Origin of the sequence: Nocardiopsis sp. CC223A (genome assembly GCF_030766825.1) — a bacterium.
Classification (GTDB): domain Bacteria; phylum Actinomycetota; class Actinomycetes; order Streptosporangiales; family Streptosporangiaceae; genus Nocardiopsis.
Map to the genome: position 1 here is coordinate 22,472 of NZ_JASFDV010000044.1, position 23,319 is coordinate 45,790.

Consider the following 23,319-nt stretch of genomic DNA (forward strand, 5'->3'; position numbering starts at 1 on the left):
AATACCGAGGACCCTACACACATCTCGGCCCACGGGCCAGAGCCGGAGCCGACCAACCAGGTGGCGAGATATAGAGCACCATCGCATTACGCGTCAAGACCTCTTTCGCAGCCCACCCACCGCCTGTACATGAAATCCCTGATCAGAGACTTCGAAGCGGTGAAAAAATTGACAGAAAAGAATTCGTTCCTAACATGTCACCATGCCACAACCCCCTATCACCAGCACCCGAAAAAGGCATCGCATAGCGATCGTCGGAGCGACCGGACACCTCGGACGGGAGTTGCTCGGCATCTTGGCCAGCGAATTCCCCGATGCGGATTTCGTCCTCATGGCCAGGGCCCGATCGGACGATCACCTGCGTGCGCGCATCGGCGAGGCCGTCGCCTGGTCCATCGGCCCGGAGGCCGACAGGGAACGGTCGCGGTTCATCCCGTTGAGAATCGACCTGTCGCGTTCCGGCCTCGGTCTCGACGATTCCGGCAATGCTCTCCTGAACAGCGTCGACGAGATCTTCTTCCTCGCCTCGAACATCTCCTTCGCCATGTCCGAGGAGGAGGCCCTGGAGGCCAACGTCCGCACTGTACGGAACTTCCTGGACACCTGTACCGAACTCCGCACTTCAGGATGTCCGCGCACCCTGCACTACGTGTCCACCGCCTACGTCGCGACGACGGCGGACGGCGTGGCGTCGCCCTCACCGCCGGACGTGGAAGCGCGATTCAGGAACTCCTACGAATACTCGAAAGCACTCGCCGAACAGGAGGTGAGGAACTCCGGAATACCCTTCATGATCTACCGCCCATCGATCATCATCGGATCCTCGCGCACGGGAAGAGCGTTCGGCTTCGACACCGTCTACAATTTCGTCCGCGCCTACGCCGACGACCGGCTCCCGTTCGTTCCCGCCGAGCCCGACCACGTTCTCGACATCGTCCCATCGGACTATGTCGGCGAGAGCATCGCCGCTTTGGCGCGCACCGGGCAGAACCTCACCTTCCACATCTGCGCGGGTGACAGGGCTCCGACCGCCCATGAGCTCTACGAGAACATCAGGCGGACGCTCGTCGGCCACCGGGGCGGACACGGCGTTCCCGAACTGCGGTTCTTCCCGCCCGACCTGATCACGCGCATGGGAACCGCGCCGCACGGCCTGGCCTCCTCCCGTATGCGGAGTGCTTCCCGACTCATCTCGGCCTACCTGCCGTTCCTGAGCCCGGGGGTCCCCTCGTTCGACATCACGGCGACGATCCAGGCCACGGGGGTACACCCGCCCTTACTGGAGGACTACGGGGAGCGCGTCTGGTCCTACGCCCTGGACCACGGCTTCGGCTCCCGTCGGGGACGCGCGGCCTCGTCGGCGACCGCGCCCGCTCCTGCGCGCAGGAGCGGGGCGTCGGCGGCCCGCCGCACCGACCCGACGACTCTCGACGGGACGCTCGCCCGCACCGCCGAGTGCACGCCCGGGAAGGCGGCGCTCGTCTCCGCGGACGGCACGCTCACCTACGCGGACCTGGAGGCCGGCGTCCACGAACGTTCCCGGGCGCTCACCGGACACGGGGTCGGCCCGGGGACCCGGGTGACGCTCACCATGGCGCACGACACCGCCTCCGTCATCACCTACCTCGGGGCCGTGAGGGCCGGCGCCAACGTGCTCCTGCTCCCCGAGGGGGCGTCCCCGCCCCCGGAGTGGGGGCGAACCGCGGTCCTCACCCCCCGGGGGCGGCCGTCCGGGCACGACCCCGCCCCCGACCCCGCTCTCGCCGGGGGCACCGCCTTCGCCACCTCCGGCACCACCGGTCGGCCGAAACTCGTCCAGCACACCAGCGGTTCGTCGGCCATGAGCGGCCGGGCGGCCGCCCGGGCCACGCGTCTGGACGGCTCGGAGCGGATCGCCCTCCTGCTGCCGCTGTTCCACGCGTTCGCCGCCGGGATCGTCGTCCCCGCCGCCCTTCGGGCGGGTTCCTGCCTGACGCTCCCCCGGGCGGACTGGAGCGGCCTGGAGGCGATGTCCAGGACTCGGGCGACGCACGCCGTCGGGGTCCCCACGCACTTCCACGGGTTCGTCGAGGAGTGGCGGGAGAGGAGCGCCGACGGCCCGACCGGACTGGACCTGTCGAACTGGGCGGTCAGCATGTGCGGCGACGACCCGGTCCTGCCCGCGCTGCGCGAGACGTTCGAACGGACCTTCCTACGCCCCATGGCCCAGGGGTACGGGTTGAGCGAGGCCCTCCTGCTGTGCTTCACGGCCGCCGTCGGCGCCGAAGCCCCCGACTGTGTCGGCCTACCGCTTCCGGGGGTCGGGATCGCCGTCCGCGGTCCCGGGGGAGAGGCCCTGCCGCTCTACCGCCGGGGCCGTATCTGGGTGAGCGCCCCGACAGCCATGGCCGGGTACGTGGGCCGGGCACCGCACCGTTCCGAGTGGATCGACACCGGGGACATCGGCTTCGTGGACGACGCGGGACGCCTCCACGTGAACGGGCGGTTCCTGCGCCAGGAAGGCATCGCGGAGGTGGCCGAGTTCAACGGCAGGAGCGTCACCAGCCGCGACGTGGAGGACACCCTCCTGCGCTCGGACGGGGTGCGCAGGGCCAAGGTGGTGTTCACCGAGGACACCGCCCACGCCTTCGTCGTGGCGGAGGCGGACACGCCGGAGTTCGATACCCGGGAGCTGTCCGACGTGCTCGGCGTCCCCACCAGGATCACGGTCGTTCCCTCCCTGGCGGAGACGCCGGTGGGCAAGGTCGATCGGAGCGCGTTGCACAGGATGATCACCGCTCCGTGAGCGTTGCCCTCTTTCGGTCCCGAGGCCCGGAGCCCGCCGGGCCCGGTGACGGGTCCGCCGGGCGCACCGTCCGCATCCGCGGCCGCCTCGCCCCGTACACCTGATCGCCCCTGTGACCACTCGCGGCCGGTGCCTCCACGGCACCGGCCGCGTCCACCGGCCGGGACCCACCGCCCCCGGCCCACCGCGGGTGGCCGAACGACGTGCCGCTCACCCGGAAAGGAAACCCCGCCGGCGGGCCCGCCGGAGACCGTGGGACCCGGAGCCCGCAACCGTCCGGGGGAACGGGCCCCTCTCCCTCACAGCCCCGGCCCGGCCGGTTCGATGCCCATCCGCTCCAGTTGCTTCCACAGCGGGCGCAGGGCCTCCTCCGGGTCGCGGAAGAAGCGGCTGCCCCGAAGCCGCACGAACGTCCACCCCACGCGCTCCAGCTCGCGCTGCCGGTCGGCGTCGTCGGCCGCGGTGTCCCCCGCGTGGAAGGCGTCACCGTCGCACTCCACCGCCAGGCGGCGGGTGCCGCCCTCCACCACGAGGTCGATGCGGTGCCGACCCGCCGGGCACTGCGGCCGCACCCGGTACCCGCGCGCGGTCAGGGCCCGGTAGACGCGCTGTTCGAAGAGGTTGTCGAACGGGTCCACGCGCACGTCGGCGGGGACCTCGACCGGCCCGGCGGCGTCCGCCTCGGCCGCGGGCCGCAGCAGGTAGTCGAGGTAGGCCCGGCGCAGGTCGGTCCCGCCCAGGTCCGACAGGGTGAAGCTGTGGAAGAACCACACCTGGTCGCGGGCGCGTGAGGCGGCGACGTTGATGGCCTGGCGGTAGCCCTCGGCGCTGAACGGCGCCGCCCGGCGGGGCTCGCCGTCGGTTCCGACGGGCGCGTAGACGGCGCTGAGGAACATCACGTCGCGCTCGTCCCCCTGGAAGGCCGCCGGGTTGCCGACACGGACGCGCCGCTCGATCCGCTCCTCCAGCGACAGCCGGTCGGCGACCAGTCTCTCGATCAGCGCCTGCTGGGCATCTCCCAACAGGGTCACCACTCCCAGCGTCCGCCCCCGGTAGGCGGGATCCCGGCAGCACTCCCCGAGGCGTTCCACGAGCCGCTCGGCCTCGGCGCGGTTGACCTGACCCGATCCCCGGCTCTCCAGCGCGCCGGAGTCGACGTACTCCGTGTGCAGCGGCGGCAGGCGGTCCGCCGCGTACTGGCGCAGCGGCTGGAGCCTGCCGTCGTAGAAGTGCTCGTTGGAGAAGCCGATGATCTCGGGCATGCAGCGGAAGTGCTCGCGGAGCATGAGCCTGCCGCGGCTCCCGGCGAGGGCGGAGGCGATGTCGAACAGGCTGTTGTTGGGCGCGAACAGGTTGCGGCGCGAGGCGGGCAGCGGCTCCAGGTGCCGGTGCTGGAGGGTGAACACCTGCTCCTGGTCCAGGCCGACGTTGCGCGGACTGACCTGCTTGTCGTCCCCGACGACCACCAGGCGTCTGCCGAGCCAGGCCAGCAGGAGGGCGTCGGGGCCGCACTGGCTGGCCTCGTCGACGATGACCACGTCGAAGGAGCCGGGGGTGTCCATCGGCACGGTGGACACCACCTGGTGGAGGGGCATGATCCACGCGGGGATCGCGGGCCGGCACTCGCGCAGGCTCTCGCGCGCCTGGTTCTGGTAGCGGGCGGCGTACTTGCCGGTGCCCCTGCCGATCCGGCGGATGCTGCGCTGGTAGGAGGCGAGCGCCACCTCCTGGGCGTGGGTGAGCCGCCCCAGGCAGGCCCGCCAGGCCTTGGCGGCGGCGAGGCCGCCCAGTGTCGACCGGACCTCGTGGTCGGCCGCGTCGAGCCGGGTCCGGCAGCGCTCCTCGGCGGCCGGGTCGGTGAGTTCGGCCAGCCGCCGGTTCCACACCGACCACGCCCAGGCGTCCTCAAGGTCGGGCAGGCGGGTGTCCCAGTGGGTCCGGTGGGGGTCCGCGGCGACGCGGTCGGCCAGGTCCGGATGGCCCTCGCGCACCCGGGCCAGGGCGGTGTCGCGTTCGTCGCGGCGCCGGGCGGCCTCGCGCACGCGCTCCAGGCCGACGCACGCCTCGGCGTAGGCGTCGGGGTCGGCTGCCTCGACGGCGGTGCGGGCGCGGCGCAGGGCGGCTGGCTCGGGTTCGGGCAGGTCGGCCCAGGCGCGCAGGGTGTCGAGGGCGTCGGCGACCAGGCGGCGTTCGGGCACGGCGGCATGGTCGGCGTCGACGGCGGCCAGGATGAGCGCGATGGCGTCGACCCGGGTGGTGTCGGTCCAGTCGACCCCGGCCAGGCCGGGCAGGGTGTCGGTGAAGCGGACCAGTTCGGTGCGGGCGCGGGACAGTTCGACGAGGCGGTGCAGGTCGTCGAGGGTCTCGCGGAGGTCGGCCAGGCGCAGCGCGGGGTCCTGCCAGGCGTGGTCGGAGCCGTCCAGGGTGCGTTCGGCCTCGGACAGGTGGCGTTCGGCGTGGACGCGGTGGCGGACCATGCGCAGTTCGTCCTCGGTGTCCAGGGGGCTGCCGTCGATGGCGGCGGCCTGGAGGAACACCGCGTTCTCCTTGAACAGGCGGGTGCGGATCCCGAAAGGGCCGGTGAGTCTCCTGCCCGCCTCGAACCCCTCGGTGAGGGCCGTGACGTGGCGGAGGGCGTCGGTGAGGGTGAAGGCGTCGAGGCCGTCGAAGCGCACGCCCCCGATCCGGTCGAGTTCCCGTTCGGCCCGGTCGAGGAGGTCCGCGGCGGTCCGGGCCTGGAGCAGGACCTTGCGGTCGCGGCCCCGCAGGACGTCGGCGCGGGGGTCGCCCCACCGTGGGGCGAGGCGGGCGGCGACGTCGCGGGCGGTGGTGAAGGCGTCCACGCGGGCTCGCAGGTCCGCCCGGTCCTTGCGGCCCATGCCGGTGATGAGGTCGTCGAGGTCGCCGCCCCAGGAGCCGGCCGCGCGGTCGGCGGCCTCGCGCGCCCGGGCGATGGTGGCCAGCGCGGCCGCGTACCGGCTGGGTTTGGGGAGCGAGTCGGCGGGGGGCACGGAGGCGGCGAGGGCCCGGTCCTCGTCGGTGTAGGCGCGGGCGGCGGCGAGCAGGGCCAGGGCGTCGGCGGCGCCGATGGCCGGTGTTTCGGCGGGGACGTGCCCGATCCAGGAGTGGCGGTCCTCCTCGTCGGCGAGACGGGCGGCGATGGCGGACAGGGTGCCCTCGTAGTCGCCGGTCCGGCGGGGGTGGCGGTGGGTCTCCCGCTCCCGGATGGCGCGCAGGTCGCCCAGCGCCTCGTCGCGTTCGCGGGAGGCGGCGTCCAGGCGCGCCTGGAGCCTGGTGATCTCGGCGTCGGCGTCGGCGGGCTCGTGGGCGGCCTGCCGTTCGAGGATGGCGCGGACGGAGGACTCCAGTTCGCGCTGGGCCTCTGCCCCGTCGCCGGTGCGGCTGACGGCCAGCGGCCGGATCTCCTCGGGCAGCTTGTCCCTGAGCACCCGCAGGGCGCGGGTGGTCTGGCTGGTGATGAGGACGCGCCGGCCGCGGGCGAGCAGGTCGGTGACCAGGTTGGCGATCGTGTGCGTCTTGCCGGTGCCGGGCGGTCCCTGGACGACGACGAGTTCGCTGCGGCGCAGGCGTTCGGCGATGAGCCGCTGTTCGGCGTTGGTCTCCAGGGGGAAGTGGATCTGTTCGCCCCCGGGGCTGACGGGTTCGGGCTCGGTCGCGGCCCCCGTGATGTGGCGCAGCAGCGGAGTGGTGGCGGCGCCTGCGCCGTCCAGGGCCGCGACGATCTCACGCAGGGCGTTGACCTGGCCGCGTTGGCGGCGGGGGCGCAGGATCAGGGCGGGGGCATAGCCGACGTGGGCCCGGCCGGGGTGGTCGTCGGCGGTGTGGCGGTGGAGGGTCTCGTCGTAGTAGGCGCCCGCCTCGGCGGAGGTGGCCCAGTCGCGCAGGGCGGCGTGCAGGTGTCCGGCCCCCTCGGGCCCGGTGGAGGCGCCGGCTTCGGCGAGGTGCTCCAGGACGCGCGCGCGGGCCGTCTCGGTGAGGCGCTGGGCCGCCTCCAGCATGTCCTCCTCCAGGACGTAGCCGGAGGCCTCCGGGTCGGGGACCAGGCTGATGCGGCCCCGGTCGTCCATGGCGAGCGAGACGCGGCGGGTGACCAGGTGGCGGCGGACGGGCTGGTCGTCGGCCGTCCAGGTCAGGTAGCCGACGGCAAGGACGAGTTCGTGGGTGTCGCCGAGGTCGGCGGCCTCCTGGTGGATGGTGAACAGGGTCTCGTAGATGCGGGCGAGCGGGGCCACACGGGGTTCCCGTTCGGCCCACAGCAGCCAGAACTCGGCCCAGGTGGCGTGGAGGGTGCGCAGGTGCTCGGGGTCGTCGGGGGCGGTGGTGTCGGAATCGGGGGCGGCGCGGTCCCCGTCGTGGCGGGGCTGCGCCGTAGGCGTCGGTCGGGGGTGGCGGTGGGCGGCGGGCGGGAGGGGCTCGTCCAGGAGCGCGGGGGCCTCGGTGCGGTCGGGGTCGCGGATCTGGTCGCGGTCCAGCCAGGGTTCGAGGGCTTCCGGCGGGGCGGGCGGCGGGTAGCGCAGGACCCGGTCCATGGCGAGCCAGGTCTCGCCCGCGTAGGGGTCCGTGAGCCCGGAGACGACGCCCGGCTCGTCCTCGGGCAGGTCGCCCAGCCACAGGATGCGGCGGGCGCCGTCCAGGTCCCGGACGGAGGAGGTGCGCAGTTCCTCGGACCGCAGGAGGAACTCGTAGAGGCGCTTGACGTCGGTGACTGCCGTGGGGTCGTCGGCTACCAAGGCTGCTCGTGCTGCTCTCTGTCCGGGGCTCGGGGGCGGAGGGCGCCCGTTCCAAGCTATCCGGAACCGGCTCCCGGATCCCACCCCGGGCGGCCGGGAGAGCGCCGGATCAGGGCGGGGTGTCCTCACGCTCGGCCTGCTCCTCGATGGAGCCGATCACCTCCGCAAGCTGCTGCTCCACGTCCAGGGTCTCCCGGGCATCCGGGCCCACGACACGGCGCAGCGCCGCCAGCACCGCCCGGTACTCGGCCTCCGCCTCCTCCAGGAGGCCCAGCCGCACCCACGTCGCCGCCATACGGCTGCGGACCCGCAGGGTCTCCGAGTGGTCGGCGCCCAGCGCCCGGGTCTGGGCCGATACCAGGTCGCCGAGTTCCGTCGCCGCCCCCTCCAGGTTCTCCCGGCCGCCCGCCCGGACCAGCGTCACCACCAGCGCCTGCCAGATCCGCCAGGTGTCCGGGTCCCGGTCGCCGTGCCGCAGCAGGTACCCCCGCACGATCGCCCGCAGCCCCAGGACCGCTTCGTCGTGGACCCCCATCTCGCTCAGCGTCCAGGCGGCGGTGAACAGCAGGTTCAGGCGTTCCTGGTCACCGGGTCCCCGCCCCGGGAGCCGGTCGGCCGCGGTCAGCGCCCGCACGGTCTCCGACGCGGCGGCCCGGCACGCCTCCAGACGCCGCACCATCACCTCCGCCTCGTCCGTGTCCGGCGGTACCGGCGGCGGGTCGGCGGCCTCCAGGGCCCGCCGATGCGCCCCCAGCGCCTCGGTGAGTTCGGCCTCCTGCCGCACCGGGTCCCACCGCAGCGCGCGCAGCAGCTCGGTCCGCATCATCAGGGTGTGCGGATGGTCCTCGCCCAGCGCCCCGCCCAGCCTCTGCACGAGGTCCCGGACCAGGTCGGCGACCGCGGTGCGGTGTTCCGGGTGCCGCGCGGCCACGTCGCGCAGGCCGGCCGTCCACTCCCGGTGGAAGCGCCGCACCTGCCGGTGCCCCTCCCCCAGGACGCGTCCGGCGGTCTCGACCACCGGGGCGAGCTCGAACGCCGACTCCGCCTCGGCCCCGCGCCACCGGGGCATCCGCCCCAGCTCCCAGCGGCGCGCCAGCGTGTCCGGGTGGTCCGGGCCCAGCACCCGGCAGGAGGCCGCCACCAGGGAGAGCAGTTCCGATTCCAGGTCCGCGAGCCGGCCCGGTTCCCGGTCGGGCATCGTCCCGGGCCCGGTGCCGCGGTCCCGGACGCCCCGCCGCATCAGGTCCTCGTCGACCCGGCAGGCCAGCTCCCAGGCCTTGAGCGTGTCCGGGTGGTCCGCTCCCTGGACCCGCCGCCGGTCCCGCAGGACCTCGCCGATCTCGGCCCCGGCCTCCTCCGGACGGGCGAGTGCGCGCAGGGTCAGGGCCAGGCTCTGCCGGGCGGCCAGGGTGTCCGGGTGGTCGGGGCCGAGCGTGCGCGAGCGCCCCTGCCACACCGACCGGTACTCCGGCACGGCGGACTCGCGCCGGTGCTCCCACAGCAGTGCGGCCAGTTCCTCCCGGGCCGCCAGGGTCTCGGGGGCGTCGGGGCCCGATGTCCGGGCCAGCTCCCGGGCCCGGTCCTGCAACCGTGCCCGGTGCGGGGCGAACCCGGCCCTGCGCTCGTCGCGGCGGGCCCGGCCGCGGAGCCGGCGCACCCGCCGGTAGGCGGACTCCGCCTGCCGCCAGGCGCCGTCGGCGAGCCGCGTGCGCGCGATGTGCAGGGCCTCCTCCCGGGAGGAGCACCCCAGGCACACCTGGAACTCCGCGTCCGGGACCGGCTCGGTGTACCCGCGGGGCGGTTCCGGGTCCATGGCGGTGACCGTGTCGGCGGTGAGGAACAGCCGCGGCACCCCCGGCCGGGGGGCGGCCAGCCAGGCCCACGCCTCGGACAGGGGCTCGGGGTCGCGGGGCCGGGTGCCGTCGTCGGCCCCGGGGCCCGTGTCCTCGGGCAGGAAGTGGGTGTGCAGCTCCTCCACCGCCGCCCGGCGCAGCGGCCAGGGGAAGCCGCAGCGGTGCATGCCCATGATCGTCCCCAGCAGCGCGGTGGCCCGCAACGGCAGCACGCTCCACACCGTCCTCTCCGCCGGTCGCCCCCGTCGGGGGGACCCGCACCGGTTCCCCGGGGAGACCCCGCGGTCGCCTCCGGTCGTCTCGGCCCATGTGTCGTCGGTATGCCCGCCCCCGCGCCGCGGACGCCCGGGACGCAGGACGAGGCTACCGCCCGGCCCCCGGCCGCGGTGGCCGTTCGCCCGGGCGAGCCGGTTCCGGCCACGGCCAGCCCGGGCGGCGCACGGAACGGCCCGCCTCGGTTCGATCCGGTCCGGCATCGTCGCCGTCCTGGTGTCCGCCTCCGCGGCGGGCCCGGGTACCGCCGGGCCGCCGATCGGCGCGGAGACCGCCTTCCCCGCCCGGGTGGCGGCCCCGGGAGCGTACGGCCTCCCGGTGTCGGCCGCCGGCGCGTGGTCTATCGGCCGGATACGCGCGCGCCTCCGCGGAACGGACCACGCGGTCGGCGCGGTCCCCCGTCCCCCGGGACCCGGGCCGTCGGCCGGGGCCGTACCGACGCGCGGGCCTCCCGGCGGTGCCGGAGACCGGGGGTCCGGTCCCCGGCACCGCACACGGCCTCAGTCGGACAGCACGTCCACGACCCCCGGGCCCGCGTACTCCTCGACCGCCGCACGCGCCTCCTGCGGGGTCTGCGCCGGGTACTCGTAGGGCACCGTGAAGTCCGTGGTCGACTCCAGGTGTTCGTGCGGGGTGTCCACGTACTCGTTGTCCACCAGGTGCCAGGTGCCCGTCTCGCCGCCGCCGTACCACCAGCCCACCGGGCCCGACACATGTCCCGTCTCGCGGTCGGTCCCACCGGAGCCGACCGCCTCGAAGTGGTTGCCCTCGACCAGCACCCGGGCACCCATCCGGGCGTTGATCGCCGAGCTCCGCACGTCCTCGAACACGTTGTTGAGCATGTGCACGTCCGCGCCCCGGATGAGGGGGGTGCGGCTGTTGATGTCGGTGAAGCGGTTGTGGTGGAAGGTGATCCCGTCCGGAGCGCTCTCCACCCGGTCCTCATGACCGACCAGCGACGCTTTCCAGTGCGTGCTGAACTCGTTCCAGGAGACCGTCACGTACTCGGTGTTCTGCTTGATGTCGACGAGGCCGTCGTAGAGGTCCTTGTCCACACCGTCGATGTCGCTGAAGAACGCGTTGTGGTCGATCCAGATGTTGGTGCTGGCACCGCCCACTCCCACGGCGTCGCCCTGGCCCTCGGACACGTGGTGGACGGTGAGGTTGCGCAGGACGATGTCGTGCGCGCGGCTGAGAGCGAAGCCGATCCCGTCGAACTCACCGGTCCCGCCCACACCCAGGACGGACACGTGGGACACGTCCTTGAGGACGATGTCCTCGGCGTCGACCTGGTCGCGGGTGACGGCCACGTCGACGTAGAGGACCAGTCCGGTGCCGTCGGGGGCGTCCCGGTGTTCTCGGAGCACGTCGTACAGGGCCTGCCCGGGGGTGGGCGCGCTGCTCCAGTCCCGGTATTGGCTGAGCACCAGTTCGCGGACGGTGTCACCGCCGAATCCGCCGCGGGTGCCGCCGTTCATCGCGGCGTAGCCCAGGGGCGTGTCGGCGTGGGGGTCCACGGCGGAGCCGGACTCCTCGGCGGTGGAGGTGTCGGCCTGGGCGGCGTCTGCGGGGGTTTCGCTCGCCCGCGGGTCCGGGGTCGGGCTCGCGGACGGCGCCGGGTCGGCGGAGGGCGTCGGCCCGGGTTCGGCCGGGGCCGGGTCCGCGGCCAGGGCCGCGGGCGGCTCCTGCGGGTCGGCGTCCGGGGAACAGCCCGCAGCGATGAGGGTGAGGCTTCCGGCGGCGGCGAGCAGGGAACGGACGCACGCCTGTACACGTGTGGTCATGAGCGGGGTTTCCTCTCGACCGGCGCGTGGTGCGGGGGCAGGGCGGCGGGCACCGGAGCAGTCCTGATGAGAACGGCCATCGTGCAATAAATTGCACAAATGTCGGGGCCGATACTCACGGGAAAACGATTTCCTGTCAACCAGCCCAGGTCAGCAGCCATACCGGTCGGAATCCAGGCGGACGCTCCAGAGGCCGGTCAGGAGACGGCACCGACGCCCCCCCGGCGCGGTTCCGGACGTCGAAGGGCGCGCACCGCCCGCGGTGTCCGACGCCCGGGTGCAGGGGCCTCCTGAAGCGCATGCCGGGAGGCCGGGAGTCCGTGGGGGATCCGACCGCACGGAGCCGGCTCCGCCGCGCCCACCTCTTTCAGCGAACCGGGAAACGCCCACCGCACGGTGTCGGGTATCCGCGGCGTGCCGGGCTCCCCGGAGAAAGCCCGGCGACGCGACGGGCTCGCCGCGGAGCACCACCACGAGGCGGTCGCGGCATCCCTGCCGATCAACGCTTCCCCGTTCGGCGACCGACGTGCGGTGAGGCGGCCCAGAGCCGGGTCCGCCCTGTAGGGGCCGGTCCCTCCCCGCACGCCGGGGAATGCGGGCGGTGGCCCGGTCAGGGCGCGGCCGGGGGCCGGGCGTCCAGGCGGCGGACCTGGTCGTCGGTCGGTTCCAGCCGCGCGGCCGCGGCGTTCTCCTCCAGGTGGCCCACCGAGGTCGTCCCCGGGATCGGCAGGACGTGGGCGCCCCGGCGCAGCAGCCAGGCCAGCTGCACCTGGACGGGGGTCGCCCCCGTCTCGGCGGCGACCTCGGCCACCGGTGGGGCGGCCACCGCCCCGCCCATCGCCACCGGGAAGATGCGCGGACGTCAAGAGCTCACATCGGTGAGAGGGGCAAGGGAACGTGGTGCGGATCACCGGAATGCGGATCGGGGACCTGGCCGCGCGGACGGGTGTCGGCGTGCGGCTGCTCCGCTACTACGAGGAGCAGGGGCCGCTGGCGCCGCGGCGCACGGCGGCGGGCCAGCGGGTGTACGCGCCGGGTGACGTGGAGACGGTGCACCGGATCCGCCGGCTGTTGGCGGCGGGGCCGGGCACCAGGGTCATCCGCACCGTTCTGGAGTGCGCGTGCGGGGGCGAGGGCGATGTGGAGCCCTGCCTGGATCCGCTGCCGGCGCAGGAGGTGGAGCACATGGACGACGAGCCGGCCCGGCTCGCCCGGCACCGGCGGGCCGTCGCGGGGCTGCGCCCGGGGAGGCCCGCCGAGGCCGCGGCGGGCTGAGCGCGCACGGCGCCCCGCCCCGCGGGGGTCCGTCCTCCCCCGCGGCGACGGCGCGCCGAACGGGCTCAGCCGTCGGCGAAGGGTTCGAGAGCGGCGCGGTACTGCGAACCGACCGAACCGATCAGCACCGATACCACGACACAGCCCCTAACACCCCCGGAGCCCGAACCGGATCCGCTCAGAGAGCCCGAGCCGGCTCCGGAACCCGACCCGGTCGCGGAGGCCGAGATCGGCGACTGCTTCCACGACACCGGTAGCGAATTCCTCCCGGAACCGGTGCCGGCGGGTCCCTGCGACGAGCTCATGTTCGAAGTGGTCGACATCTTCCGTGGCACCACCGCACCGGACTCCTGCGACGGGGTGGACAGGAGTTCCCTCGCCGTCTCCTCCGCGGACGCGGACAGGGTGCTGTGCCTGAGCTTCTCCCACATCGGCGGCGAGGCCTACCACGCGCAGGTGGGGGAGTGCGTCTACGGGCCGAAAGACACGGAGTCCCCCTGGGGGATCACCGCTTGCAGCACGGGGGCTTTCGAGGTTCTGCAACGCTTCGGCCGCGAGAACGACATGGGCCGGTGCACGGACAGCACCCGCTACACCGATGCCAAGGCGTTCACCAACTCTGATGACTACCTGGACGTCGTGCTGTGCCTGTCGATGATCTACCCGGACGACCTGGGCTATGCCCGGGGGAACGAGTGCCTGAGCGTGAGCCAGACGGCCTCGGGTCCGCACGCGATCTTCGCCACCAGCTGCGCGAGTGCGAACGCCGTGGTGACCGGACGCACGGGTGAGTACAACGCCGCCGGTTTCTGCGGCTACGACGGCTGGAGCACCTGGCGGAGCCGGGACTTCCCGGAACACGCCTACACCGTCTGCTGGAGATACCTCTGAGGGTCCGTCCCGAGCGACGTTCCACATCTCCGGAACGTACCCGGTACCACCCGGCCGCGCCCCCGCTCCGGGCGCGGCTGCGGCCGGCACCGACCGCCCGGGGCCGGAAGAGGGAACGGTCGGCGGATCCCACCGGGGGCAGGGCACGGTCGTCCGAGGCTCGGCACGGGACGCCCAGGCCCTGGTCGTAGCGGGTCCCGGCCGGGTAGGTCAGCGAGATGTCCGGGAACGCCGGCACGGCGGCGACCGCCATCGCGACGGCCGCCGCGAGCAGCGCACCGCCCCGGGCCGGGTACCTGGGGCGCGCACGGTCCTTGAGCGGCTCCGGGCCGTGGACCTCTGCGGTGAACTCCTCCTTGCAGGTGGGGCGCACCACCGGGTGGATGGCCGCACCCGCGGCCGGGCGCCGCGCTTCGACGGTCACGACCGGCCGGCGGAGTGCCGCCGTCTGCCGTGGGCCGGGCGTAGGGTCGCGGCGGGCGAGGGGTGTTCGGGCACGGACCGGTCCTTCGTGCGGCGGGCATGCACGGACCGGGTCAGGGCACCGGCCCCGCGTGGAGGCGGCCGGGTGCGGACATGCTCCCGTCTCCTGTCACCCCGTGCCGGTGGCCCCGTGAACAGCGCGTAAAACACCGACATGCGGCGGCAAACCTTCCGGCAGAAATTCACATAACAGCACATCAAGGACGATCTGCGCTTTTAGCCTGTGCATTCCTGTACCGCTCAGGCCGCCTCGGCGGCGGGGGTGCCCGGTGCGGGGAGACGAAGACCGGGGCCGGTCCGTGCGGGGGCGCGGACCGGCCCCGAGAACACGGGGGCCAGGTGAAGATCGCCTATCTGATCAACGACATGTACGGCATCGGGGGCACCATCCGCACCGTCGCCAACCAGGCGGCGGCCCTGGCCGCCCGGCACGACGTGGAGATCGTCTCGGTGTTCCGCCACCGCGACGAGCCCGCCCTGCCCGTGCCCCCGGGGGTGCGCCTGCTCCCGCTCGTCGACGTGCGCGACCACGACGGGTCCACCGGGGTGGGCGGCCGACCGCTGTACGAGGGATCGGAACGGGCCGGTCTCCCCCCCGTCCTCTTCCCCACCGAGGACACCCGGGGCGCCACCCACAGCAGGCTCACCGACGACCGGCTCGAACGGTACCTGGCCACCACCGACGCCGACGTCGTCGTCGGCACCCGGCCCGGCCTCAACATCGTCATCGCCCGATGCGCCCCCGACCACGTGGTCAAGGTCGGGCAGGAGCACCTCACCTACGAGCAGCACGCCGAATCGCTGCGGCGTGTCATGGCCGAGGAGTACCGGGGCCTGAACGCCCTCGTGACCGTCACCGAGGCCGACGCCCGCACCTACTCCCGGAACATGCCGCTGCCGGGCGTGCGGGTGCTGTCCATCCCCAACTCGGTCCCGGCCCCGCCGTTCACCACCAACGGACACAACAGCCGCACCATCGTCTCCGCCGGCAGGCTGGCCCCCAGCAAACGGCACGACCTGCTGGTGAAGGCGTTCGCGTCGCTGGCCGAGGAGTACCCCGACTGGACGCTGCGCATCTACGGCCGCGGCGACCGCCGCGGGACGCTGGCCGGACTCGTCGACTCCCTGGGGCTGCACGACCGGGTGTGGCTCATGGGCCCGCACACGCACGTGGAGGAGGCCTGGGCGCAGGGCGCGTTCGCCGCGGTGACCTCCAGCGAGGAGCCGTTCGGGATGACCATCGTGGAGGCGATGCGCTCGGGCCTGCCGGTGGTGAGCACCGACTGCCCGCACGGGCCCGCCGCCATCATCCGCGACCAGGAGGACGGCTTCCTGGTGCCCAACAAGTCCGTGCGGGGCATCGCCGAGGGCATGTCCCGGCTCATGGCCGACGACCGGCTGCGGCGGCGCATGTCCGCGGCGGCGCTGGCCGACTCCGAGCGGTTCGACCCGGCGAACGTGGTCCGCCTGCACGAGGGCCTGTTCTCCGACCTGGCCGGAACGCCGATGACCGCCTCCGACGTCGCTCCCCCGCCCCCGGTCCCGGCGCCGCGCGCCGAGCGCCCCGTCGCCTGCCGGGTGCGCGCCGGCGGCGACGGACTGGTGACGCTGTCGTTCACCGACCCGCCCGACCTGATCGAACTGGTGCGTTCGGGGCGACGCATCACCCTGGCCCCGGACTGGCGGGGGCAGGTGCTGGTGGACCCGGCCCGGGAACGGCTGGCCGCCGACACCTGGGAGGTGACCCGGGTCGACGGCGACCTCATCACCCCGGTGCGGGACGTGGAGATCCACCAGCAGGGCTACCCGTTGGCGCCCAAACGGACCCCGGAGCTGTCCCTGGTGATCCCGACCCGTTCGGCCAAGGGCGGCCTGCTGCTGCACGTGCGCAGGTCGGCCCACCACGCCGAGGTCGAGCACGTGGAGGCCGCCGAGGGGCTCATCACCGTCCAGGGCCGGGTGCTGGGGCACGGCGAGGCCGACGCCCGCGCCCGCATGGTGGTGCGGTTGCGCAACTCGCCCAGGACGCTGCGGGAGTTCTCCTCCCCGGTGGCGATCGGCGGCCTGTTCACCGCCGTCATCGACCCGGCGGCGGTGGTGCGCGGCCGCCACGGCGACTCCGAGACCTGGGAGCTGCGGCTGGTGCTGTCCAACGGCACCGAGTGCACCGTGGGCCGCCACCTGCCCGGGGTCGTCGGGTACAAGCGGATCATCGAGTACCCGGCCCAGGACGTCCGCCCGGCCCGCGGCCCGGGGTCGCGGGTGCGCCCCTACTACACGGTCAACGACCGGCTGGGGCTGATGACCTCGGCACTGGCGCCCACCGTGGAGGTCGAGGACGTGCGGGTGCGCGCCACCGGGCGGGGCGACCGGCTGCGGTTCGCGTTCCGGCTCACCGACGCCCTGCCCGAGGGGGTGGAGGCGGCGGTGGAGGTGGTGCGCGGCACCGACGCCGGACAGCGGTACCCGTTGGACGTGGAGGGCCGCCTGCTGACCGGGACGCCGCCGCTGCCGGCCCGCCCCGAGTACACCGCCGCCGACGGCATGCGGGCGTCCTGGCAGGTGCGGCTGCTGGTCGGCCCGGCCGGGGCGCTGAGCCGGATCGGCGCCGGGAGCGTGCTCGGGCACACCGCCCGGCGCTGGAACCACGGGCCGTACGTGCGCTCGGTGACCGCGTCGCCGCTGGCCAACGGCGACCTGAAGGTCACCGTGGCCGACGTTCACCTGTGGTCGGCGATCAACCGGCGGCTCCGGTGAACGGGTCGCGCCCGCCGTTCTCGGCGCGGATCATGCGCTGCGCGCGGCCGAGCCGCTCCAGCAGCCAGTCGGGCATGTGGTCGGCGGTGCGGGGGAAGCGCACCGCGTCCCGGTAGAAGTCGCGGGGGTCGGGTTCGGCGTCGAACTCCGGCGGGTTGCCGTGATCGAAGTGGACGCCGATCTCGCGGGACTCCTTGACGGTGAGTCTGGCGGTGAACCAGGTGCCCTTGCCCGGCTGGTACATGCCGGTGCGCAGCCGGCCCAGCAGCCGGGTCGCCTCCGGCGGCAGCAGGTCCCATTCCGGGCCGTCCTCGCGGGTGACCTCCACCCGGGTGGAGGCCACGCCGATCAGCGCCTTGTGGTCGATGACGATCTCCCGCCACCGGCCCCAGACCGCCGCGATGGTGCGGTCGGCGATCTCCTGGACGGTGTCCATCATCTCCTCCGGGGTCATGTCGCCCGGGTCGATGCGGCCCTCGCGCGAGGCTCCCGGGGCGGCCAGCGCCATCCACGGCGACACCGTTTCCGGGACCAGGCCGCCCTCCAGGCGCTCCAGCAGCCAGTCCGGCATGTGGGCGCGGTCCCGGGGGAAGTGCTCCAGGTCCAGCAGGTAGCTGTCGTTGTCGCGGGGTTCGTCGAAGTGGGGTTCGTTGTCGTGGTCGTAGCGGACCCGGTAGCGGGCCGGGCGCTCCAGGTCGTAGTAGACCGTGTACCAGGTTCCGGTGCGGGGGGCGGCCATCCCCGCCCGCAGCTCCCGGAGCTCGTCGAGCAGCGCCAGGGGCGGGATGCGGCCGACGCAGCCGCCGCCGGGCATCAGGGCCTCCAGGTGGATGGACTCGCAGTCAACCAGGCCCGCGTACACCAGGCGGAGTTTGATCCAGTCCTGCGGGGCGGCCTCCAGGAGCACCGTCCCGATCCGACGGAGGGACCGGTCCTGTTCCACCGCTGTCATCGGAGTACGTGGATGCATACTCTCGCCTTCTGCTCACCGGGCCACCGCCGACCGGGCGGTGGATCTGCTGATACGGAATGTGTCGGACAGCGTCCATCCTCTCCGCTGGAGTCGGTTTTTGTCGGACACACGCGCGGGAAACCGGGGTGTGTCACGGAACCGATGCCGAACACACCCTTCCCACGTTCCCGGCCGACCGCACCCCGGCGGCCGCACCCGGCCACGGGCCTTCCGTCCACAGGGAACCCCGATCCCCTACCGGTCCCGGGAACCTCGGGGTAGGCTGCGCCCGGTGGGCCCCCATGTGGCCGGGTGCTCACCCCGTGCCACCCCCGGACCTCCCCGCCCGCCCCTTCACCCCCTCGGACGACAGCATGGGATCGCCGCCCCCCGCCCCCCGACGACGTCACCTGCTCGGTCACCGCGAAGACGGGCAGGCCAACATCCTGCTCCTGTTCGGGCTGACCCTGGCCCTGCTGGCGCTGACGCTGCTGTTCGTGCGCGTGGGGGCGGCCGGGGACCAGCGTTCGCGGGTGCAGACCGCGGCGGACGCCGCCGCGCTGGCGGCGGTGAGCGCCCTACAGGAGTCGGCGGCCGACGACCTGGTGGAGGGGCGTTTCCCCATGCCCCTGTTCGACGAGGACGTCGCCCGCAAGCGCGCCGAGGAGTATGCCAGGGCCAACGACGCGGTGGTGACCGACATCCGGGCCAGCGACAACGTCATGGGGCGCAACGGCAACATCGTGCGGGTGGAGGTGCGCGGGGCCATCTGCCAGAAGGAGCTGGAGGCGGACGGCTCCCGGCACTGGGGCGATGTGACCTGCGACGGCGAGGAGGACGGGAACACACGGGTGGGGACGGCCGCGGCGATCGCGATCGCGGAGTTCCCCGAGTGCGGGCGCGACGCCGGCGGGATCTACTGCGCGGGCGGCGACATCACGAGCCTGGACCAGGCCCGCCGGGTGGTGAGCGTGCACCTGGTGGACCAGGAGGGGCGCTACGAGTTCGACCCCAGCCGGGTGGTGTTCGGCGGCGGGGCGATCGTGGACTGCGCCTCGCTGGGGCAACTGCACCCGGTCATGTGCCAGGTGCACGAGACCCTCCAGGCGGAGTTCGGCGGCTTCTACCTGAGCGCGGGCGGTTACCGCAACGAGCCCACCAGCGACCACGGCTACGGCATGGCGGTGGACTACATGATGGCGCCCATCGGTACCGTCCCCACCGCGCCGATGCACGACAGCGCGCTGGGCGTGATCGACTGGGTCATCCAGAACGCCCACCGGCTGGGCGTCAAGGGGCTGATCTACGACCACCACCTCTGGAACTCGGCCAAGGACCCGGTGGGCCCCTGGATGGAGGTGCGGCGCTTCCACCAGAGCACCGGGGACCTCACCCAGGACCATGTGGACCACATCCACCTGGCCGCGGGGCCGGGGGACATGCGGTAGCGGCCCGGGAGGGTGGTCATGTCCCGTCGAGTGGTGTGAGAACACCGGCTGTTCGGACGAGGACGAGTCGCCGACCGGGGCGTTGTCGCCTTCGGTACCCGGGGGCGGAACGAAGTCACACCACTCGGCGGGACACCACCGGCAGGGTTGTCCACAGGTTCGGGGAAGGGCTTGTCCGGGCCCGGGTCCGCGCCGAACCTGGATCCATGACCTGTGACCCCCTGAACCCCGAGTGCCCCCCTGTCCCGGGGCACGAGCCGTCGGACCGGGAGCCGCTGCCGGACCGGGAGCCGCTGCTGCGGACGCTGCGGCCGATCGTCCCCGTGCTGTCCCCGGACGCGGTGGTGCGCGGCCTGACCGCCGCCTACCTGTGGGGCGTGGACCTGACCGCCCCCGAGGAGCGGATCATCCGGCTGCCGCCACGGGTGGCGCTGCCGCCGGGCACACCGCTGCGGGGCCTGCCGGTGGCGGTGCGCCGGGAGGTGGTACCGCCCGTCGACCGGGTGGCGGTGGCGGGGATCCCCGTCACCTCGGCGGCCCGCACCGCCGCGGAGGTGACGGCCCTGGCCCCGTCGGTGCCGGTGGCGACCGCGCGCATCGACGCCTTCCTCGCCCGGGGGCTGGTCGACCCGGGGCGGGTGCTGGGGCACCGGCACCTGTTCACGGGGACGCATGCCAAGCGGCTGTGCACGGCGGTCGGCTACGCGTCGCCGCTGAGCCAGTCCCCCGCCGAGTCGTGGCTGCGCGCGGTGATCCGGCAGGCGGGCCTGCCCCCGCCGCTGGTGCAGTGCCCGGTGCCGGTGGGCCCCCGGACGCTCCACGCCGACCTGGGGTGGCCGTGCTACCGGCTGGCGGTGGAGTACGACAGCGAGCTGCACCATCACGGGCCGCGGCCGGAGAGACGCGACCGGGCCCGGTACACGCTGATGCGCGCGGCGGACTGGCAGGTCGTCCCGGTGACGATCCACATGCTCCAGTGCCACACCCCGAAGCTGCTGACCCGGATCCGCGACGAACTGTTCGCCCGGGGCTGGAGCTGCCCCCAGGAGCACCGGGACCGGATGCGTCTGCGCATCCGGGGCTTCGGCCGCCGGCCGCCCCGGCTGCGGTGAGGGGGCGCCATGGATCGCGGACACGCGCTGTTGGAGTACGCGGCGGTGCTGTCGCTGGTGGCGGTACTGGTCGTCGCGGTGCTCCCCGTCCGCCCGGTCTGGGAGGGGGTGGAGCGGTCGCTGCACCGGGTGGTGCAGGGGCCCGCCGCCGATCCGGACCGGACCCTGGACCCGGTGGCCGCGGCGGACGTCCTGCTGCGCTGCGGCCGCGGACTGCCGCGCCCGGACCCGGTGGGCAGGGTGGACTGCGCCCTGGCCGTGCTGGCGCTGCTGGACTCGGACGTGCTGGAGGCGACCGTCCTGCGGTTGGAGGCGGAAGAGCTGCACGAACTCTTCTCCAGCCGTTCCTTCTCGGAGGTGCCGGCCGCCCGGATCGCCGTCCGGCTGCTGTGGGAGCACGCCTCGGACGAGGTACTGCGCCGCCTGGCACGGACCGGGACGTTCGGGTTCTGGGGGCCGGCCCTGGACTCCCCCGCCGGGGACTGGGTCCTGGGGTTCGTGAGCACGGGTGGTGATCGCGTGTACGCGATCATCGAACAGAACACTGCGTCACCGCGTCGTACCTTGGGCACGCACAACACCGCGATGTCGTCCGGGCGCTCCGGACGACGACCCCCCGTACCCCCCGCGATCCGCGCGCGGTCGCGTGAACCGCAGAATCGAGGTCGAGGCCGTGTCGTCGATGTCGTCGTTGCCCGACACCGTGCCCGAGAACGAGCCCGCCGCCCCGGTCGGGCGGTTGGGGTGGCCGATGGCCCTGGTACTCCTCGCCGTGTGCCTGGCCGTGGCCGCCAGCGGCTGGTGGGTGGCCCGGGTGGTCTTGAAGGAGCCCGAACCCGAACGGCCCTCCCCCGAGGACGCCGCCGCGTTCGTGCTGGACGCCGCCGAGCGGATGGAGGGGGCCGACTCCTACGCGCTGTCCTTCACCCGGCTCCGGGAGGGGCGGCGGGTGGGCGAGGGCACCGCGTCCTACGACGCGTCCGGGAACCCGCGGTTCGAGCTGTCCTTCACCTACGCGGACGGCCCCGAGGTGTACCACTACGACCTGGGGGACGGCGTGCCGATCACCACGGCGGGGCACGGGCTACAGATCCCGGAGGAGCCCTCCGAGGCGGACCGGTACCTGTGCTCGGCGATGTTCGGCGCCGCCAAGCTGCACGAGATCGCCGAGACCTCCGCCGACCTGGAGCTCGTGGGCCGGGAGGAGCTCGACACCGAGGCGGGCGCCCGCGCCGCCCTGCGCTACGAGGGGACGTTCACCGCGTGGGTCGGCGGCCACGACCCCGAGACCGGGACCAACACCCTGGAGTCGGTGGAGGGGGTGCCGTTCACCCTGTGGCTCTCCCCCGACGGGGACCCCCTGCGCCTGGCCTACGGCACCCCGACCGGCTTGGAGGAGCTCTACGAGTACGGGCACCCGCCCGTCTGAGGCCCCCGCCGGGCGCGAACCGCCGTCGGCGGAAGCCCACGGGCGGCGGGCCCGGGGCACCTTGTCGGGACCGCGGTCCCGGGGCCGGGCGGATACCGGCTCGGGCGGGCGGAGGAACACCGGGCGGACACCCTCCGGCCGGTGGCCGCCACCCGCGAACGGCGACCATGGGGCCGTACCACTACCGGTACCGGCACGGGCGGACGGCGGTGAAGGACCGGGCCCGCAGGCGGCGGGCCCGGGAAACCGCCTCGGAGCCGCGACCCCGGGGCCGGGCGGCCGCCTGCGGGCGGCGGGGTCAGCCGGGGGCTCCCGCGGAGGCGGAGACGATGTCGGGGACGTCGGCGGTGTCGTCGAGCTCGTAGGCGTAGGGCGGGTCGTCGACCGAACCGAAGAGTTCGGGCTGGGCGGTGTCCACCAGGAGGTTGTCGCGGGTGAAGGCGGCGCCGGGCTCCTCCGGGTCGACGCGGACGGAGATCCCGAAACCGTCGAAGTAGTTGCCCTCCACCAGGACGGCGGAGCCGTACCCCGACTCCACCCCGTACTCGGCGTCGCCCCGGTAGAGGTTGTTGAACACGTGCGCCTCGCCGCCGCGGACCCGGGGGCTGCGCGTGGCGGTGCCGTCGAAGAGGTTGTGGTGGACGCTGACCCGCAGCGCCCCCGGTTCCTCCTCCCTGCCGCCGATGCTCAGCGCCGCCGCGGCGTCGCGGAAGTGGTTGCGGGAGACGGTCACGTGGTCGGCGCCGGCGGTGACGCTCACGAGCGGGTCGCCGCCGCCGTCGCGCAGGGTGTTGCCGTCGATCCACACGTGGTGGGCGCCGCCGCGCACCGACACCGCGGTGCCGGCGGTGTCCAGGGTCAGGCCGCTGACGATGACGTTGGCCGCCCCGTCCACGACCAGGCGCCCCCCGGTCAGTACGGCGGCCTCGTCCGCGGCGGCGGTGAGGGTCTTGTCGGAGCCGATCTCGACGGTCCCGTCCAGGTCGACGTCGCCCGAGACCTCGATCACGAGGGGTTCCTCGGCGGCCAGGTGCTCGGCGAGCTCGTCGGCGCCGGTGGCGGTGACGGTCTCTCCGGCGGCGCCACCGGTGACCGCGGGGAACTCCTCACCGTCCCGTTCCAGCGGCTGGGCGGCCCAGCCGACGGGGGCGGCCGGCCCGTCGTCGGGGGCCGGTTCCGAGGGGACGGGGCTCTCGTCGACCGTGTCGGGCGCCGGGGAGTCGGCCCCGGCCTGGGCGGGTTCGGGAGCGGGGTCCTCCCCACCGGAGCAGGCGGCCAGGGCGGCGCCGAGCGCCAGGGCCGTCACAACGGTGAGAAGCGAACGTGCGGTCATGGAGAGCTTTCCAGCGAGCGGGGCGGTCGGGGGGACCGAGGGGGTCGAGCCACACCTTGCCACAGCGCGGGCCACGGTCCCAACCCGGCCCGCACGGGCCCGCGGAACACAGGAGGGCGCCGGCCCCGCGAGGGGGTCGGCGCCCGAAAGGACGTCAACGGCGGCGGGTCAGGGCCGCCGGTGACCGTTTCCC

Annotated in this window: 13 protein-coding genes; 7 read left to right on the forward strand and 6 right to left on the reverse strand. The window is 73.9% G+C overall.

What is annotated here, in order from left to right:
* Window positions 1-202 precede the first annotated feature (202 nt).
* Window positions 203-2,785: an AMP-binding protein gene (locus tag QJS33_RS18100; RefSeq protein ID WP_306369186.1), complete on the forward strand. Its 2,583-nt coding sequence runs from the start codon at window positions 203-205 to the stop codon at window positions 2,783-2,785.
* A gap of 299 nt (window positions 2,786-3,084) precedes the next feature.
* Here the strand turns inward: QJS33_RS18100 and QJS33_RS18105 are convergent, their stop codons facing one another.
* The 4 genes from QJS33_RS18105 to QJS33_RS18120 form a co-directional block, all read right to left on the reverse strand.
* Window positions 3,085-7,536, reverse strand: a complete 4,452-nt coding sequence (locus QJS33_RS18105; protein ID WP_306369187.1) for an AAA domain-containing protein — start codon at window positions 7,534-7,536, stop codon at window positions 3,085-3,087.
* Between the two features lie 109 nt (window positions 7,537-7,645).
* Complete coding sequence (locus tag QJS33_RS18110) at window positions 7,646-9,610, reverse strand: tetratricopeptide repeat protein (RefSeq protein WP_306369188.1); 1,965 nt, start codon at window positions 9,608-9,610, stop codon at window positions 7,646-7,648.
* A gap of 552 nt (window positions 9,611-10,162) precedes the next feature.
* Window positions 10,163-11,446: a polysaccharide lyase family 1 protein gene (locus QJS33_RS18115; protein WP_306369189.1), complete on the reverse strand. Its 1,284-nt coding sequence runs from the start codon at window positions 11,444-11,446 to the stop codon at window positions 10,163-10,165.
* Window positions 11,447-12,056: 610 nt separating this feature from the next.
* A complete protein-coding gene (locus QJS33_RS18120) occupies window positions 12,057-12,284 on the reverse strand; it encodes an aldo/keto reductase (protein ID WP_306369202.1) in 228 nt (75 codons plus the stop codon).
* Window positions 12,285-12,346: 62 nt separating this feature from the next.
* On the opposite strand from QJS33_RS18120, the gene QJS33_RS18125 reads away from it, so the two are divergent.
* The 3 genes from QJS33_RS18125 to QJS33_RS18135 all read left to right on the forward strand — a co-directional run bounded on the left by QJS33_RS18125 (window position 12,347) and on the right by QJS33_RS18135 (window position 16,852).
* Complete coding sequence (locus QJS33_RS18125) at window positions 12,347-12,721, forward strand: MerR family transcriptional regulator (protein ID WP_306369190.1); 375 nt, start codon at window positions 12,347-12,349, stop codon at window positions 12,719-12,721.
* Between the two features lie 303 nt (window positions 12,722-13,024).
* Window positions 13,025-13,612: a hypothetical protein gene (locus QJS33_RS18130; RefSeq protein WP_306369191.1), complete on the forward strand. Its 588-nt coding sequence runs from the start codon at window positions 13,025-13,027 to the stop codon at window positions 13,610-13,612.
* Between the two features lie 822 nt (window positions 13,613-14,434).
* Window positions 14,435-16,852, forward strand: a complete 2,418-nt coding sequence (locus tag QJS33_RS18135; protein WP_306369192.1) for a glycosyltransferase family 4 protein — start codon at window positions 14,435-14,437, stop codon at window positions 16,850-16,852.
* Here QJS33_RS18135 and QJS33_RS18140 read toward each other — a convergent pair.
* Window positions 16,833-17,804, reverse strand: a complete 972-nt coding sequence (locus tag QJS33_RS18140) for a hypothetical protein (protein WP_306369193.1) — start codon at window positions 17,802-17,804, stop codon at window positions 16,833-16,835. The genes QJS33_RS18135 and QJS33_RS18140 overlap by 20 nt on opposite strands.
* Before the next feature lie 374 nt (window positions 17,805-18,178).
* On the opposite strand from QJS33_RS18140, the gene QJS33_RS18145 reads away from it, so the two are divergent.
* The 3 genes from QJS33_RS18145 to QJS33_RS18155 all read left to right on the forward strand — a co-directional run bounded on the left by QJS33_RS18145 (window position 18,179) and on the right by QJS33_RS18155 (window position 21,793).
* Complete coding sequence (locus QJS33_RS18145) at window positions 18,179-19,252, forward strand: pilus assembly protein TadG-related protein (RefSeq protein ID WP_306369194.1); 1,074 nt, start codon at window positions 18,179-18,181, stop codon at window positions 19,250-19,252.
* Window positions 19,253-19,458: 206 nt separating this feature from the next.
* Window positions 19,459-20,364 (forward strand): endonuclease domain-containing protein, encoded by a 906-nt coding sequence (locus QJS33_RS18150; protein ID WP_306369195.1) that lies wholly within the window; start codon window positions 19,459-19,461, stop codon window positions 20,362-20,364.
* Window positions 20,365-21,010: 646 nt separating this feature from the next.
* Complete coding sequence (locus tag QJS33_RS18155) at window positions 21,011-21,793, forward strand: hypothetical protein (protein WP_306369196.1); 783 nt, start codon at window positions 21,011-21,013, stop codon at window positions 21,791-21,793.
* 298 nt (window positions 21,794-22,091) lie between these two features.
* On the opposite strand, the gene QJS33_RS18160 is transcribed toward QJS33_RS18155, so the two are convergent.
* Entirely contained in the window at window positions 22,092-23,126 is a 1,035-nt protein-coding gene (locus tag QJS33_RS18160; RefSeq protein WP_306369197.1) for a polysaccharide lyase family 1 protein, read from the reverse strand.
* Between the last annotated feature and the right edge of the window lie 193 nt (window positions 23,127-23,319).

Excerpts from the sequence above, each read along its gene's own strand:
- QJS33_RS18120 (WP_306369202.1), bottom strand. The coding sequence starts at position 12,284 with ATGGGCGGGGCGGTGGCCGCCCCACCGGTGGCCGAGGTCGCCGCCGAG.
- QJS33_RS18130 (WP_306369191.1), top strand. The coding sequence starts at position 13,025 with ATGTTCGAAGTGGTCGACATCTTCCGTGGCACCACCGCACCGGACTCC.
- QJS33_RS18115 (WP_306369189.1), bottom strand. The coding sequence starts at position 11,446 with ATGACCACACGTGTACAGGCGTGCGTCCGTTCCCTGCTCGCCGCCGCC.
- QJS33_RS18145 (WP_306369194.1), top strand. The coding sequence starts at position 18,179 with ATGGGATCGCCGCCCCCCGCCCCCCGACGACGTCACCTGCTCGGTCAC.
- QJS33_RS18100 (WP_306369186.1), top strand. The coding sequence starts at position 203 with ATGCCACAACCCCCTATCACCAGCACCCGAAAAAGGCATCGCATAGCG.
- QJS33_RS18150 (WP_306369195.1), top strand. The coding sequence starts at position 19,459 with ATGACCTGTGACCCCCTGAACCCCGAGTGCCCCCCTGTCCCGGGGCAC.
- QJS33_RS18160 (WP_306369197.1), bottom strand. The coding sequence starts at position 23,126 with ATGACCGCACGTTCGCTTCTCACCGTTGTGACGGCCCTGGCGCTCGGC.
- QJS33_RS18140 (WP_306369193.1), bottom strand. The coding sequence starts at position 17,804 with ATGACAGCGGTGGAACAGGACCGGTCCCTCCGTCGGATCGGGACGGTG.